The organism is Thauera butanivorans (assembly GCF_048398245.1).
Lineage (GTDB): Bacteria > Pseudomonadota > Gammaproteobacteria > Burkholderiales > Rhodocyclaceae > Thauera > Thauera butanivorans.
This window is the reverse complement of sequence record NZ_CP183038.1, coordinates 2237903-2251927: the sequence shown is the minus strand read 5'-3', so window position 1 is coordinate 2251927 and position 14025 is coordinate 2237903. Positions and strand designations below refer to the sequence as shown.

Here is a 14025-nt window from a genome sequence, read left to right as displayed (position 1 = left end):
CTCCTTATGAATCGGAATCGCGCAGGCTCGGCCCTTGGCCGGAGCCGCCGCCATCGCCACCACGCAGCGCGTGGGCGGTGGTGGTTGCGGCATGGGTGAGTTGCTGGCGGCGATGCAGCCGCTTCGCCCAAGCGGGTTGCTCGGGCGCCTGTGCAGCGGCAGCGCCTGCGGGGGGGGCGCTGGTGGCGGCCTGGCCGGCTGACGCGCCAGCGTCACTGTTCCAGCCCGCGCGGAACGGCGCAGCCATGCGCTGCCCGGCCGCGGAAGCGCGGGATGCGGCAGCGCGTCCGGCGGACTGCGCGCCGGTCTTGGCGACGTTGCCCAGGCCCGCCATCGCGCCCTTTGCGCCGCCGCCAGCGGCGGCGGAACCAGCTTGGAACGCCGACTTCGCACTGCTGGCCGCCGACGTGGCGGCGCGAGCACCGCTGCCGGCCAGCTTGGCGGCTGCCGGGGCCATGCGAGCGCCAGCAGCCACGGCGCCACCCACGCCCGTCGCGGCGGCCCCGATGGCGACGGCCGTGCCGGCTGCGCCGACAGCAGCACCGGCCATTGCGCCCGCGCCGAGCTGCGGCGCACCGGAGACGAGGCCCGTGGCGATGCCGGGGCCGAAGATCCCGAGCGCCAGCAAGGTGAGCGAGGCCAGCATGATGACCAGCGCGTGGTCGATGGACGGCTCGGCGGGATGGACTTGGAACTGCGCGAACAAGCCCGAGCCGATACCGACGATCACGGCCAGCACCAGCACCTTGACGCCGGCGGATACCACGTTGCCCAGCACCTTCTCGGCCAGGAAGCTGGTCTTGTTCCACAGCGCGAACGGCACCAGCACGAAGCCGGCCAGCGTGGTCAGCTTGAATTCGATCAGCGTGATGAAAAGCTGAATCGCCAGCACGAAGAAGCACAACACCACAACCAGCCAGGCGAGGAACATCACCACGATGGGGTCGAGGTTCACGAACACTTCCGGAAAGCCCGCCATCTCGCCAATCTGCTTCAGGATCGGCGCCCCGGCGTCGATGCCGGCTTTCGCCAGCCGGCCCGGCTGCAAGAAGTTCTCCATCGTGATGGCCGAGCCGGTGGCGGTGATGCCCAGCCCGGCAAAGGATCGGAAGACGATGCCGGCCAGCCAGTTGAAGTTGTTGATGATGTAGGCGAAGGCCCCGACGTAGAGCACCTTGCGCAGCAGCTTGGCGATCACGTCCTCGCCCTGGCCTGTGGCGTGGCTCATGGCCCAATACAGGCCGGCGATCGTCATGTCGATGACGATCAGCGTGGCCGTGAGGAACGCCACTTCGCCCCGCAGCAGCCCGAAACCCGAGTCGATGTAGGTGGAAAAGGTGTTCAGGAACTGGTCGATGATGGTCACGTCATTCATGGCGTGTCCTCCCGTTGGGCGGGAACGGCTGGTGCCATGCCATCGGCCGGCTCCTCGAAGCTGGGTGGGATCGGCGGCAGGTCGGCCAAGGTCTGGTATTCATCCGGCCCGGCCTGGCCGGAGAAGAAGCGCCGCCGGAAGGCTTCGGCGGCGGCGCGGCAAGCGTCTTCGCCCGTGGCCTGCACGACCTGTTGCGGATGGGCCACGCATTGCGCGCGCAATGCCTTGAGCCACACGGGATCGGCAGCCAGGGCGTCGGCAAGGTTGCCGGCCGACTGCTTGCCGCAAGCGGCCAGCAGCACGACAAGCACCACAACAGGCGGGGCGGGGACACATCGCATGGCGGCCTCCCGTCAGTTGCCGTAGAAATCTACGCGCTGCGGCGTGTACGGCGTGCCGTCGCCCAGGAAGCGCCGCCGCATCTCGCGGGCGCGCTCCGTGGCCGCCGCCTGCCGCGCCAGCTCCAGCGACGCCGCCCGATCCTGCGTGATCTGGAGCCGCTGGGTCTGGATGGACTGCTTGGCTTGCAAGGCCAGCAGTTGGTTCGTGGCCTGCATGGCTTGCAATGCGCCAACGGCGGACTGGCTCTTGCCGACCAGATCGGCCAGCACGCCTTCATCATCATGGAGGTTCTGCGATGCCTGGGCCTGCATCTGCATCGTGGTCTGCAAGCCATTGAGCGTGTTCTTCCAACGCTCCTGCGCGTCGCGGTACATCTGGTCGCCGCTTACCGTGGCGGCGTACTGCTCGGGATACAGGCGCTGAAACTCCCGATCCAGATTCGTCACGTCGTAGGCCAAGCCGCGAGCCTGGGCGATCAGCCGCTCGGTCGTCGCCAGATTGGTGCGCAACTGGTTCACCACGCTGGACGGCAGGCTGGCTAGGTTGCGCGCCTGATTGATGAGCATCTGTGCTTCGTTCTGGAGCTGCTTGATCTGGTTGTTGATCTGCTCCAGCGTGCGGATCGCGGTCAGCGTGTTCTGCACGAGGTTCGTGGGGTCGATCACGACCCATTGCGCATGGGCGGTGGCGGTGCAAAGCATGGCCGCGATGGCGGCGGCGATGAGACGCTTTTTCATGACAGGTTCTCCAGGGGTTGGTCAGCGAGGGAACCCGGCGCGAGGCCGGGGAACGAGGGCAGCAGGTCGGCCGCCCAATCGAGGCCGCGATGGCGCAGCCAGGCGCCCGTGAAGCCGGGCACGCCGGCGTCCAGCAGCACGCGGTCTATGTCGCGCTGGTCCTGCGGCGTGGAAGCGCCCGCAAACGCCAGAGCCGCCGGCCCCAGGTCGAGGTCGAACAGGCGGTTGCCGAGGCGGGATTGGTAGTAGTAGTCGCGCTTGGGCTGCGCGGTGGCGACGATTTCGATCTGCCGCCTGTTGAGGCCGAAGCCCTCGTAGATCGTGCGAATCTGCGGTTCGGTCGCCTGCGGATTGGGCAGGAAGATGCGGCTCGCGCAGCTTTCGATGATCGCGGGCGCGATGCTCGAATCCTTGATGTCGGCCAGGCTCTGCGTGGCGAAGATGACGCTGACGTTCTTCTTGCGCAGCGTCTTGAGCCATTGGCGGATACGCGCGGCAAACACCGGGTCGTCGAGGAACAACCACGCCTCATCGAGGATCAGCAGCGTGGGTGCCCCGTCGAAGCGTTCATCGAAACGCGCAAAGAGGTAATGCAGCACGGCCATGACGGCGGCCTTGCTGTGCATCAGCTCCTCCATCTCGAAGCACTGCACGGAGCCGGTGCCCAGGCGATCCGAATCCGCGTCCAGCAGCTTGCCGTGGGCGCCGCCGAGCACATAGGGCGACAGCGCCTGCCGCAGCGCGTTCGATTGCAGCAGCACCGACAGGCCCGTCATCGTGCGCTGCTCAACCGGCGCACCGGCAAGGCTTCCCAGCGCCGACCAGATAGCCGCTTTCTCGTCGGGGCCGACAGCCACGCCTTCGTGCAGCAAGCGGCCTTCGATCCATTCGGCAGCCCAGGTGCGGTAGCCCTCGCGGTCGATGCGGGCCAGCGGCTGGAAAGCCATTTCGCCATCCGTGCCCAGGTCGTAGTGCTCGCCGCCGAGGCCCAGGATGGTGGCCCGCATCGAGCGCCCCATGTCGAAGGCGAAGATGCGCGAGCCGGGGTAGCGCCGGAACTGCATTGCCAAGGTGGCGAGCAGCACCGATTTGCCCATGCCAGTCGGCCCGGCCACCAGCGTGTGCCCCACGTCGCCGATGTGCGTGACCAGCCGGAACGGCGTTGCTCCATCGGTGCGCGTGACGATCAGCGGGGGGCCGTCCAGGTGTTCGTTCTTCTCTGGCCCGGCCCATACCGCCGACACCGGCATCATGTGCGCCAAGTTCAGCGTCGAGACGATGGGCTGGCGCACGTTTGCGTAGGCGTTGCCGGGGATCGACGACAGCCACGCATCCACGGCGTTCAAGGTTTCGGGGATCGTCACGAAACCCCGGCCCTGAATCACACGCTCCACCATCCGCAGCTTCTCGTCGGCCACAGCAGCGTCTGCATCCATGACGGTGACGGTTGCAGTCAGATAGCCGAAGGCCACCTGGTCGCTGCCCAGCTCCTGCAAGGCAGCGTCAGCATCGGCGGCCTTGTTGTTGGCGTCGGTATCGACCAGCGGGCTTTCCTGCTGGAAGATCGTTTCGCGCAGCAGCGCGATGACGTTCTTGCGCTTGGCGAACCACTGGCGGCGCAGGCGTGAAAGCTCTTTTTCCGCTTCGGCTTTGTCGAGGCAGAGAAAGCGCGTACCCCAGCGGTAGGCAAAGCCGAGGCGGTTGAGGTCGTCCAGGATCCCCGGCCAGGTCGAGGTCGGGAAGCCCCGCACTGACACCACCCGCAGGTGCTGGTCGCCCAGCATGGGTGCCAGGCCACCGACCAGCGGCGAGTCGGTCAGCAGCGCGTCGATGTGGAACGGCACTTCGGGCACGCCGACGCGATAGCGCCGCGTCGAGATGGTCGCGTGCAGGTAGGTCAGCGTCTGCGCGTCATCGAGCCAGTCAATTTCCGGCATCACGCCGTCGAGCAGGTCGAAGACGCGATCCGTTTCCGCGACAAAGGCTTGCAGCCGCTCGCGCCAGTCCACGCCATTCGTCGGCGTGTTCTCGTAGAGCATCTTGGCTGCACGGACGCGGGATTCTTCCGGCGGCAGGTAAAGCAACGTCAGGTGATAGCCGCTCTCGAAGTGATTGCCCGATTCCTCAAAGGCGGCCCGGCGTTCTTCCTCCACTACCCACGAAAGCGGCTCGGGAAACTCCGAGTGCGGATAATCGGCCGCAGGCCGGCGCTCGGCTTCGATGAATAGCGCCCAGCCCGATCCCATGCGGCGCAGCGCGTTGTTCAACCGCGCCGACGTGGCGATCAGCTCGCCTTGCGTCGCGCTGTCGAGGTCAGGCCCGCGAAACCGGGCCGTGCGCTGGAAACCGCCGTCCTTGTTCAAGACGACGCCCGGCGCGACCAGCCCGACCCAGGGCAGCCAGTCGGCAAGCAAGGCCGGGCGCTGGCGGTATTCGGCGAGGTTCAGCATCGCGGCGTCCTCCCCTCACACGTCCAGCAGCGGGCGGTGCTTGATGTGCCGGGCGAAGACCTGCATGAACTGCGGATCGACGCGTGCACCCCACACCGCCAGCGAATGGCCGACGATCCAGAGCACCACGCCGGGAATCCACAGTTGCAGGCCCAGCCCGACGGCGGCGGCGAGTGTGCCGTTGGCGATCGCCACGGTGCGCGGCGCACCGCCCAGCAGAATCGGCTCGGTCAGCGAGCGATGCAGCGGCACCTCGAAACCGTCTGCGAAGGTGTCCGGGGCACTCATACGACGGCCCCGCCGGAGAAGCTGAAGAACGACAGGAAGAAGCTCGAAGCCGCAAAGGCGATGGACAGACCGAAGACGATCTGGATCAGCTTGCGGAAGCCGCCGGACGTGTCGCCGAAGGCGAGCGCAAGGCCGGTGGCAATGATGATGATGACCGCGACGATGCGTGCCACCGGCCCTTGAATCGACTCCAGAATCGACTGCAAGGGGCCTTCCCACGGCATCGAGGAACCGGCGGCCTGCGCGGTTCCGGCCAGGAACAGCAGCAGCGCGGCCAGCAGCAGCCCTTGCCCCGCAGGGCGGGCCAGGCAGCGCAGCCGCGCAAGACGCAAAGCCGGATTTACAGAAAAACGGAAAGCAGGAATGGTCATCTGCGTCATGGCAGTTCTCCAAGTGAGTCAGGGGATGGGGAAGTCGCCGCAGCGGGTGCGGCATTGGGAAGTGGCGGTAGCTCGGGAAACGGCGTTTCCAGCGCATCCGCCAGTTGGTAGCCCACGCCGTCGAAGCCGACGACGCGGGCGATGCTCTCGATGCGGCGCTTGCGCCCGCGCCCTGCGATGTGGATCACCACGTTGACCGCCTCGGCGATCAGCGCACGGGGCGGGTTCACCGCCACTTCGAGAATCAGTTGCTCCAGGCGCAGCAGCGCGCCGAGCGCGGAGCCGGCATGGATCGTGGCGATGCCGCCGGGGTGGCCCGTACCCCACACCTTGATGAGATCCAGCGCCTCGGCGCCGCGCACCTCGCCGACGACGACGCGATCAGGCCGCAGGCGCATGGACGAGCGCACCAGCTCGGTCATGGACACCACGCCTGCGCGCGTGCGCAGCGGAACGTGGTCGCGGGCCGCGCATTGCAGTTCCACGGTGTCTTCGAGCACCAGCACGCGGTCGCCCGTGGCGGCAATCTCGGCCAGCAGCGCATTGGCGAGCGTGGTCTTGCCGCTGCTGGTGGCGCCGGCGATCAGCACGTTCTGCCGTTCGCGCACGGCGCGAACGAGAAAGCCCGCCTGCGCGCTGGTCATCATCCCGTCGATGACGTACCGCTCCAGCGGAATCACGCCGATGGCGCGCTTGCGCAGCGCAAAGGCTGGCCCTGGCGCAGCCGGGGGCAGAATGCCCTCAAAGCGTTCGCCGGTTTCGGGCAGCTCGGCGGACAGCAGCGGCTGGCCGCGATGGACTTCTGCACCGACGTGGGCCGCGACCAGGCGGATGATTCGCTCGCCGTCCGCCTCGGGCAGCTCCACGCCCATCGGCGCGCGTCCACTGGAAAGCCGATCCACCCAAAGGGTGCGATCAGGATTCAGCATCACCTCCACCACGTCCGGGTCTTCGAGCGCGGCGGTGATCAGCGGCCCCATCGCCGTGCGCAGCATCTGGATGCGGCGGTCGAGCGACGTGGCAGTCATGGACTGCGGAACGGCGCTCATGACGCACGCTCCTGCGCTTGCGCGGCTGCCGCCGCGTCTTCCATCCGCATCGGGTCGGGATGCAGTTCCTCCACCACGTCGCGCACCAGGCTGCGGCCCCGCAGCAGGTGGCGGCCAAGCTGCTCGGTGAATTGCTCGAAGCGCGCTTTGCCCTGCGCGCGTGCCGCGTCCTGGTGCGCCTCGGGAACCGGCGTGCTCACGGTCAGGTAGTAGCGGATGAACAGCGCCAGCGTTTCGATGGCGATGTTCTGGTCGCGCTCCATGCGTTCGGCCTGGCGCGACAGACGATCCAGGCGCTTCGCGATGGCCGCCTCGCGCTGGTCGGCGGCATCGGGCGACAGCCACGATGCGAGCGCCGCCGCGACAATGGACGACTTGGACACGCCTTTCTTGGCGGCCAGTTCATCGAGCCGCTGGGCGTGCTCGGGCTGGATAAAGAGGTTCAGGCGATAGTGGCTCATAGCTCGATTCCGTCGTTGGGGTCGAGGGAAGCCAGCCGGGCCGTGCGCTGCATGGCTGGATCGAGCTGGCGAGGAAGGGGAAGCGGCAGGTCGTCGTCGTCATCGAGCAGCCCGAGGTCGGCCGCGGGCGCGGCCACCTCGGGGTCGTAGGCGACGGTTTCGGAAAGTTCGGGCTGACGGCGCGGGCCGCCGTCGTCGGCCGAACCCAAGTTCTCCAGGCCATCGGCGGATGCCGTGGCAGGCGCAGTCGGCATGGACGGAATCGCCAGCCCGCTCCAGTCGTCGGGCCGCGACGGCGGCGCGTCTGCGTACTGCCCGTCCGCTAGCGTGGGCGGTGGCAGCACGCGGCGCTTGAAATTGGCGTCCGAGTAGTAGCGCAGCTTCTTGGCCTTGATCGGCGCCACGCTGGAGACCATCACCACGGCCTCGTCGGGCGGAAGCTGCATCACCTCGCCCGGCGTGAGCAGTGGGCGTGCGGTTTCCTGGCGCGACACCATCAGGTGCCCGAGCCACGGCGCGAGCCGGTGCCCCGCGTAGTTGCGCTGGGCGCGCAGCTCGGTGGCTGTGCCCAGCGTCTCGGAGATCCGTTTGGCCGTGCGTTCGTCGTTCGTCGCAAACGTCACGCGCACATGGCAGTTGTCCAGAATCGAATGGTTCTGCCCATACGCCTTGTCGATCTGGTTGAGCGACTGCGCAATGAGGAAGCTGCGGATGCCGTAGCCCGCCATGAACGCCAGCGCCGTCTCGAAGAAGTCCAGGCGCCCCAGCGCCGGAAACTCGTCGAGCATCAGCAGCAGCTTGTGGCGGCGCTCGATGCCGTCGGAGCCATCGAGCGATTCGGTGAGGCGCCGCCCGATCTGGTTGAGGATCAGACGAATGAGCGGCTTCGTCCGCGATATGTCCGAAGGCGGCACCACCAGATACAGCGATACCGGATGCTCGGCCGCGATCAGGTCAGCGATGCGCCAGTCGCAGCGCGACGTGACTTCGGCCACCGTGGGATCACGGTAGAGGCCGAGGAACGACATGGCGGTGCTCAACACGCCGGAACGCTCGTTGTCCGATTTGTTGAGCACTTCGCGCGCCGCCGAGGCCACGACCGGATGCGGCCCATCGCCCAGGTGGGGCGTGGTCATCATCCGGTGCAAGGTCAGCTCGAACGGGCTGGCCGGGTCGGAGAGGAAGTTGGCGACGCCGCGCAGCGTCTTGTCTGCACCCGCGTAGAGCACGTGCAGGATGGCCCCGACCAGCAGCGCGTGCGAGGTCTTCTCCCAATGGTTGCGCTTCTCCAGCGCGCCTTCGGGATCGACCAGAATGTCCGCGATGTTCTGCACGTCGCGCACTTCATGCGCACCGCGCCGCACCTCCAGCAGCGGGTTGTAGGCTGCCGACTTCGCATCGGTTGGGTTGAACAGCAGGCAATGCGAGAAACGTGAGCGCCAGCCTGCGGTGATCTGCCAGTTCTCGCCCTTGATGTCGTGGATGACGGCCGAGGCCGGCCAGGATAGGAGCGTCGGCACCACCAGGCCGACACCTTTACCCGAGCGCGTGGGCGCGAAGGTCAGGACGTGTTCTGGGCCTTCGTGACGGAGGTACTGCCGATCATGCTGGCCCAGGAACACGCCGGCAGGCTGCGTGAGGCCGGCCTGGCGAATGTCCTGCGCGTTCGCCCAGCGCGCAGAGCCGTAGGTCGTGACCAGGCGCGCTTGACGCGAGCGCCATACCGACATGGCAATGGCGACGACCACCGCGACCATGCCGCTGGCGCCGGCAATGGCACCGCCGGTGTCGAAGACCTCCGGCGCATAGGCACCGAAGAAGAACCACCACTCAAACAGCTTCCACGGGTGGTAGATCGGCCTGCCAAGAAGATCGAACCAGGGCGAGCCAAGGCGTAGCTGATAGCCAAGGGCGGCTGCTGTCCATTGTGTGGCGCCCCACACGCCGGCGATCACGATGCCGAATACCACGGCAATCTGACCGAACAGCACGTTCGTCCCTTGCATGACCTAGCCTCCGATTTCTCCTGCGCTTTTTCCTCATGGAAAGCGCGGCACAAGGACGTGCCGCAAGCGTCAGAATCGGTGCCGGGTCAGTGCCGGTCAAAGACCGTTTAGAGCAGAAAGGTCGAGGAAAAAGAAAGAATGAGTGCGGTGGCGAGCCAAAGAAAAACGCCGCAAGCGCGGGCGCATTGCGGCGTGTCGAGAAAAAAAAAGTGAAGGCGAATCGGCGAGCGACCAACAGTCAGAACTTTGGCGACTCTTTCGGCGGTGTATAGGGCGTTTCGCCGTCCCCATAGAATCGCTTGCGCGTGGCTTCCGCCACTCGATTGCAGAGCACGTCTCCCACCTTGGGGCGGTCGGTTTTGCACTGCTGGCGCAGTTCTTTAAGCCGTTCGGGATTGGCCGCCAGTTCTTCCACCGTTGCAATATCCGCCTCCGACGTATTGGCCTTCTGAGGCACCTCAGATTGGCCGCAGGCAGTCAAGGCGACACCTAGCAACAGCGGAACGATCTTCTTCATGGCACAGCTTCCTCGGGTGGATTGGGGCGGTGGCCCATTGCGGATCGAGGGGTATCAGGTACTTCGATGGCTTGCACGCGCTCAATAAAGCGAGCCAATACATCTGAGGGTTCGCCTTCGGTGTGAAGCAGGTAGGTCGTCAATGGTGGCACGCGCGAAGCCAGTGGTCGTGCTACGACACCTGGTTCACGGCTCGCAGCAATATGAGTCGCGCCCGTCAGTGCTAACGCAAAGCCAGCCGATACCAGCGCCATCATTAAATTGCCAGTAGCAACCCGTTCAGCAATCAGCGGCTCCATGTCTGCCTGACGTAACACTCTATCAACGTGCTTTGCGTGACCTTCGCAGATCTGCGGATCGCAGAGGACCAACGGATAGCGCAATAGCTCATCCAAAGGTATTCGCTTGTGAGCCAGAAGTGGGTGTCGGGCCGGCACTGCCACCATAAGCGCATCGCTCCACACAGGTATTGCCACAATTCCATCGCCGACTTCATCGGACTGCGCGAAGCCGACGTCATACAAATCATTTTGAAGGCCTTTTATCTGTTGCGAAAGCGTCACCTCAAAAAACCGGAGTTCAATTTCCGGCTCTTCTTGCCGACAGAGCGCAAGCAATATCGGTAGACGCGACGGTGTGATGCCATCCGATAACGCAATGCGCAGTTGTCCCTGGAAGCCGTTGGCGACAGCCTTGACACTGTCCTGGGCTTGTTGAAAGGCAGCCATCACCCTGTATGCGCTCTCCAAAAAAAGTTGACCCACGCGAGTCAATCTAGTGCTGCGCGTGGTACGTGAGAAGAGTGTCACCCCCAACTCTTCTTCTAGTTCTTTTATGGCTCGCGATAGCGGCGATTGCTCGATATGCAGTTTTTCCGCGGCACGGGCAAAATGCAGCTCTTCGGCTACGGCAATAAAGTACCTAAAATGCCTAAGATCCATACAAGCCCGCCGTAGGGAATCGCGCCCTGAGGTCATTCGTATCAGTCAAGCCTTGCAACCTGCTCTTCTATTTGCCGCTCAAGGCTTCACGTCACACGGGCTTGATCGTCATAAGGGCAGCTACTGCCAAGAAGAGCGCCGGCTTTACGCTGGATATCAAAATCCCGCCCAGCCGCCCTGGTACGTGTCGGCGCATTTGGCTTTCCAGCCACTCACTTCTTCTTGATTTGCCGGCTACCAATCCAAGCGCAATGAGAGCTAATGACGCAATTAACCAAGGTGACGCCATTATTTCCCAGCCAATCACGCTCACCAGCGCAAAGCCAGATAGGGTCAGCGCGATTCCGCTGATGGATATCATTCGACTAATTAGAGTCGTCGCCCTTTGCCAATCTGCCGAGGCCATTTTTGGTCGCGTATATGCCAGCACCGGAAGCGCCATCATGCTCCCGACAGAAACTATCGCCATCAAGACGTGAATGGTTTTAATTGATAAGTACACAAAACTACTCCTTGGCTACATCCCAATAATCTCCGCCCTGACCGACGCGAGCTATTTCATCAAATGCAGCCGCCTCGCCGGGAAGAGTGTGTGATTTGAATTTATTTGTATCCGGATACTCCACAATGTCGATTGTTGGGTTAGTGCCTATGGCTATGTAACGCAATTCTTCGGTGCCGTCGTTGCGAATTTGATGCGCTGTTTCTGGGCCGCCGGCATGACATGAAATGAAATCGCCCTCGCGAATTGGATATGCCTTTTCCCCGTAGCGGAGCACTCCGCTACCAGAAATAATGAAGAAAAGCTCGTCGCTTCCTCTATGCGAATGAAAGGGAAAAGCGCATTTCCCGGGCGCAAGAACGAGCAAGTTGGCACCGAGTCTGCTGCTACCAGGCGTGCCGGCTAAGCGGGCCAACCGTGGCTCATAGCAAACGGCGCCTGCGCCCGTAGGTGCGTAGGGCGCCGGAAGAGGTTCGGGCTCAAGATTGAAGACATTGACAATTACAGACATGGCACGTTTGCTCACGAAAATAGTTATGTTGCCGGGTAAACCAGAAGATTGATACTGTTAAGATTGAACCTCTTACTAGACAGTTTTGTTCACCATGCCTGTACCCTACTGGGACGACCAGCGCATCTTGCTTGCGGTGCTAAGAGCGGGCAGCCTTCTGGGCGCTGCTCGCGTTCTTGGCGTAAGCCAGCCGACAATTCGAAGGCGCATTGAAGCCCTAGAAATCGCCTTGGGGGTAGCGCTTTTTACTCGCTGCGCTGCCGCGGTTGTACCCACACAGACAGCACTCGACCTTGTTCCCCATTTAGAGGCTATGGAACGAGCGTCTTCCGCTTTTCAACGTGGGGTCAGTGCAGACGCCAATGCACTTGCAGGCACTGTTCGCCTTGCAGCCAGCGAACTGTTGGGTGTCGAACTTCTTCCCACTATGCTGGAGTCATTGCGGACAGATCACCCTATGCTGTCGATCGAGTTGGCACTTTCTGATCGAGTCGAGGATTTGATCGAGCACGAGGCTGATATAGCCATTAGAACCGTAAAGCCGACTCATGATTCTTTGATTGCTCGACGTCTTGGAGTTTCCAAAGTCGGCCTCTATGCTAAGCCTGAATTTTTTGAGGCAAACGGAGAGCCAAGGAGCCTTGAGCAGCTCCGGGAGTGCCCATTGATTACGCCAGATAGAGCATCAGACGACTGGGCAACTCTTTTGCAGCTCGGATATCCATCTCATAGTGCGAAAGTAGTCCTCAGGGCTGACAATCATTTAGCACAGTTGGCAGCGGTTCGATCAGGTCTTGGCATAGGGCCGTGCCATAGCATGCTTGCCAAGCGTTATCAGCTCACCCGTGTGCTTGAGCAGGATTTCAACCTGGATGTAGATGTGTGGATTGCAATGCCTGAAAGCTCGCGAAATATAGCGCGAGTAACAGCGGTATTCAGATGTCTAGCTAACGCAATGAGGCCTCTTTTGAATTTTGAGTGGGTGATGCACGATTCGGGTTGCCGGGCCGTTGGGGTCAAGGGCGGGCGCAGCCCGGCGTAGCGAACCCTTGACGCCAAGGGGCCGGCGGTACGCTGGTCCATGGCTGGATGCAGCGCAGTTGGGCATCCAGCCATGGAGACAAGTGCGGCGGGGTGTGCTTCGGACGCAGTGCAGTACCGTCGCCGGTTTTTTGACTCTCTGTAGATCTGACACGTTATGCATGCAAAGTTGTTCGAGGCCGCACTGGGCATCACCGATCCATGGCGCGTGGCCGGGGTCGATTTCGACGCCGCCAAGAAGGTACTGACGATCTCGGTGGACTTCGTTGCGGGCAGCCGCTTCGAGGTGTCGGGCGTGGCCGGAGCGCATCCGGCGCATGACACGGTCGCCAAGCGCTACCGGCACCTGAACTTCTTCCAGCATGAGTGCTATCTTGAGGTACGCGTGCCGCGTGTGCGTCTTCCAGACGGCGGCATCCGTCAGGTCGAACCCGACTGGGCCGGCAAGCTCGCCGGCTTCACGCTGCTGTTCGAGGCGCTGATCCTGACGCTCGCACGTGAGATGCCCTTCGCGGCGGTCGCGCGTGTCGTGGGCTTGTCCTGGCACCGCGTGGCCGCGATCTGCAAGCGCTACGTGGCTCTGGCACTGGCTCAGGCCGACTTCTCCGAGGTCAAGCGCCTGGCCGCGGATGAGACCTCGCGCGCCCGCGGCCATGACTACATCACTCTGGTGGCCGATGCCGACGCTCGACGCGTGCTCTTCGTCACCGAGGGGCGCGATGCGGCCACGATCGCAGCGTTCGCTGAGGATCTGAAGGACCATGGCGGTAACGCGCTGGCGATCGAATCGATCTCGATCGACATGTCGCCGGCCTTCATCAAAGGCGTGACCGCCAACCTGCCCAACGCCACCATCACCTTCGACAAGTTTCACGTTATCGCCCACGCCAGCGCCGCCGTCGACAAGATGCGCCGCATCGAGCAACGTACCGACCCCTCGCTCAAGGGGCTGCGCTGGAAGCTGCTGAGGGACCGCGATGCACTCGCGCCCGCTGCAAAAGCTGACCTTGATGCGTTGGTTGCCCAAGTGGCCACCAAGCGCACCGCGCGGGCCTGGCTCTACAAGGAGCAACTGCGCGAGATCCTCAACCGCAAGCAGGTCAATGTCGTGCGCGACATGCTCTGGCAATGGACTGTCAACGTCATGCGCTCCAAGGTCGAGCCAATGAAGGCGGTGGCCAAGATGATCCGCAAACACCTTGAGGGCATCGTCGCCTGGACTCGCACCCGCCAGACCAACGGCTTCCTTGAGGCCATCAACGGCCTGTTCCAAGCGGCCAAGCGCAAGGCGCGTGGCTACGCCAGCTTCTCTACCATTCGCACAATGGTGTTCCTGCTCGCCGGCAAGCTGGACTTCGGAAAACTCAATCAGCATGCAACCTGACCCACTCGGTTTTCAAAAGAGCCGCAATGAGTGACCTTCTT

General features: G+C 63.5%; 15 protein-coding genes. 2 read left to right on the top strand and 13 right to left on the bottom strand.

Translation table 11 applies throughout. From position 1 onward, the window contains the following. Positions 1-4: 4 nt before the first annotated feature. The 13 genes from trbL to ACNQFN_RS10825 form a co-directional block, all read right to left on the bottom strand. Positions 5-1375: a P-type conjugative transfer protein TrbL gene (gene trbL, locus ACNQFN_RS10885; protein ID WP_418648783.1), complete on the bottom strand. Its 1371-nt coding sequence runs from the start codon at positions 1373-1375 to the stop codon at positions 5-7. Further along, on the bottom strand, positions 1372-1716 hold the full coding sequence (locus ACNQFN_RS10880; RefSeq protein ID WP_418648782.1) for a hypothetical protein: 345 nt from the start codon (positions 1714-1716) through the stop codon (positions 1372-1374). The genes trbL and ACNQFN_RS10880 overlap by 4 nt, the downstream gene beginning before the upstream one ends. Before the next feature lie 12 nt (positions 1717-1728). Beyond that, entirely contained in the window at positions 1729-2454 is a 726-nt protein-coding gene (trbJ, locus tag ACNQFN_RS10875) for a P-type conjugative transfer protein TrbJ (protein WP_418648781.1), read from the bottom strand. Continuing rightward, positions 2451-4904: a conjugal transfer protein TrbE gene (trbE, locus tag ACNQFN_RS10870; protein WP_418648780.1), complete on the bottom strand. Its 2454-nt coding sequence runs from the start codon at positions 4902-4904 to the stop codon at positions 2451-2453. The genes trbJ and trbE overlap by 4 nt, the downstream gene beginning before the upstream one ends. 15 nt (positions 4905-4919) lie before the next feature. Next, positions 4920-5192: a VirB3 family type IV secretion system protein gene (locus tag ACNQFN_RS10865; protein ID WP_003103993.1), complete on the bottom strand. Its 273-nt coding sequence runs from the start codon at positions 5190-5192 to the stop codon at positions 4920-4922. After that, entirely contained in the window at positions 5189-5572 is a 384-nt protein-coding gene (locus ACNQFN_RS10860) for a TrbC/VirB2 family protein (protein WP_105845278.1), read from the bottom strand. The genes ACNQFN_RS10865 and ACNQFN_RS10860 overlap by 4 nt, the downstream gene beginning before the upstream one ends. Further along, complete coding sequence (gene trbB / locus ACNQFN_RS10855; RefSeq protein WP_418648779.1) at positions 5569-6621, bottom strand: P-type conjugative transfer ATPase TrbB; 1053 nt, start codon at positions 6619-6621, stop codon at positions 5569-5571. Before trbB ends, ACNQFN_RS10860 begins: the two co-directional genes overlap by 4 nt. Further along, positions 6618-7082: a CopG family transcriptional regulator gene (locus tag ACNQFN_RS10850; protein WP_418648778.1), complete on the bottom strand. Its 465-nt coding sequence runs from the start codon at positions 7080-7082 to the stop codon at positions 6618-6620. The genes trbB and ACNQFN_RS10850 overlap by 4 nt, the downstream gene beginning before the upstream one ends. Continuing rightward, the gene (locus ACNQFN_RS10845; protein ID WP_418648777.1) at positions 7079-9088 is read right to left on the bottom strand and encodes a conjugal transfer protein TraG; all 2010 of its coding nucleotides are present in this window, start codon (positions 9086-9088) and stop codon (positions 7079-7081) included. Before ACNQFN_RS10845 ends, ACNQFN_RS10850 begins: the two co-directional genes overlap by 4 nt. 238 nt (positions 9089-9326) lie before the next feature. After that, positions 9327-9605: an EexN family lipoprotein gene (locus tag ACNQFN_RS10840; protein ID WP_011516286.1), complete on the bottom strand. Its 279-nt coding sequence runs from the start codon at positions 9603-9605 to the stop codon at positions 9327-9329. Beyond that, positions 9602-10546: a LysR family transcriptional regulator gene (locus tag ACNQFN_RS10835; RefSeq protein ID WP_418648776.1), complete on the bottom strand. Its 945-nt coding sequence runs from the start codon at positions 10544-10546 to the stop codon at positions 9602-9604. The genes ACNQFN_RS10840 and ACNQFN_RS10835 overlap by 4 nt, the downstream gene beginning before the upstream one ends. 91 nt (positions 10547-10637) lie before the next feature. After that, on the bottom strand, positions 10638-11048 hold the full coding sequence (locus ACNQFN_RS10830) for a hypothetical protein (protein ID WP_418648775.1): 411 nt from the start codon (positions 11046-11048) through the stop codon (positions 10638-10640). 4 nt (positions 11049-11052) lie between these two features. Continuing rightward, on the bottom strand, positions 11053-11574 hold the full coding sequence (locus ACNQFN_RS10825; RefSeq protein WP_153995488.1) for a cupin domain-containing protein: 522 nt from the start codon (positions 11572-11574) through the stop codon (positions 11053-11055). 79 nt (positions 11575-11653) lie between these two features. Here ACNQFN_RS10825 and ACNQFN_RS10820 point away from each other — a divergent pair, with 79 nt between their 5' ends. Beyond that, positions 11654-12601: a LysR family transcriptional regulator gene (locus ACNQFN_RS10820; protein ID WP_418648774.1), complete on the top strand. Its 948-nt coding sequence runs from the start codon at positions 11654-11656 to the stop codon at positions 12599-12601. Between the two features lie 156 nt (positions 12602-12757). Further along, a complete protein-coding gene (locus ACNQFN_RS10815; RefSeq protein ID WP_418647565.1) occupies positions 12758-13984 on the top strand; it encodes an ISL3 family transposase in 1227 nt (408 codons plus the stop codon). Positions 13985-14025: the final 41 nt, after the last annotated feature.

What these genes read in the sequence shown, in the direction of transcription:
- trbL (WP_418648783.1), bottom strand. Translation starts at nt 1,375, where the DNA reads ATGAATGACGTGACCATCATCGACCAGTTCCTGAACACCTTTTCCACC.
- ACNQFN_RS10880 (WP_418648782.1), bottom strand. Translation starts at nt 1,716, where the DNA reads ATGCGATGTGTCCCCGCCCCGCCTGTTGTGGTGCTTGTCGTGCTGCTG.
- trbJ (WP_418648781.1), bottom strand. Translation starts at nt 2,454, where the DNA reads ATGAAAAAGCGTCTCATCGCCGCCGCCATCGCGGCCATGCTTTGCACC.
- trbE (WP_418648780.1), bottom strand. Translation starts at nt 4,904, where the DNA reads ATGCTGAACCTCGCCGAATACCGCCAGCGCCCGGCCTTGCTTGCCGAC.
- ACNQFN_RS10865 (WP_003103993.1), bottom strand. Translation starts at nt 5,192, where the DNA reads ATGAGTGCCCCGGACACCTTCGCAGACGGTTTCGAGGTGCCGCTGCAT.
- ACNQFN_RS10860 (WP_105845278.1), bottom strand. Translation starts at nt 5,572, where the DNA reads ATGACGCAGATGACCATTCCTGCTTTCCGTTTTTCTGTAAATCCGGCT.
- trbB (WP_418648779.1), bottom strand. Translation starts at nt 6,621, where the DNA reads ATGAGCGCCGTTCCGCAGTCCATGACTGCCACGTCGCTCGACCGCCGC.
- ACNQFN_RS10850 (WP_418648778.1), bottom strand. Translation starts at nt 7,082, where the DNA reads ATGAGCCACTATCGCCTGAACCTCTTTATCCAGCCCGAGCACGCCCAG.
- ACNQFN_RS10845 (WP_418648777.1), bottom strand. Translation starts at nt 9,088, where the DNA reads ATGCAAGGGACGAACGTGCTGTTCGGTCAGATTGCCGTGGTATTCGGC.
- ACNQFN_RS10840 (WP_011516286.1), bottom strand. Translation starts at nt 9,605, where the DNA reads ATGAAGAAGATCGTTCCGCTGTTGCTAGGTGTCGCCTTGACTGCCTGC.
- ACNQFN_RS10835 (WP_418648776.1), bottom strand. Translation starts at nt 10,546, where the DNA reads ATGGATCTTAGGCATTTTAGGTACTTTATTGCCGTAGCCGAAGAGCTG.
- ACNQFN_RS10820 (WP_418648774.1), top strand. Translation starts at nt 11,654, where the DNA reads ATGCCTGTACCCTACTGGGACGACCAGCGCATCTTGCTTGCGGTGCTA.
- ACNQFN_RS10815 (WP_418647565.1), top strand. Translation starts at nt 12,758, where the DNA reads ATGCATGCAAAGTTGTTCGAGGCCGCACTGGGCATCACCGATCCATGG.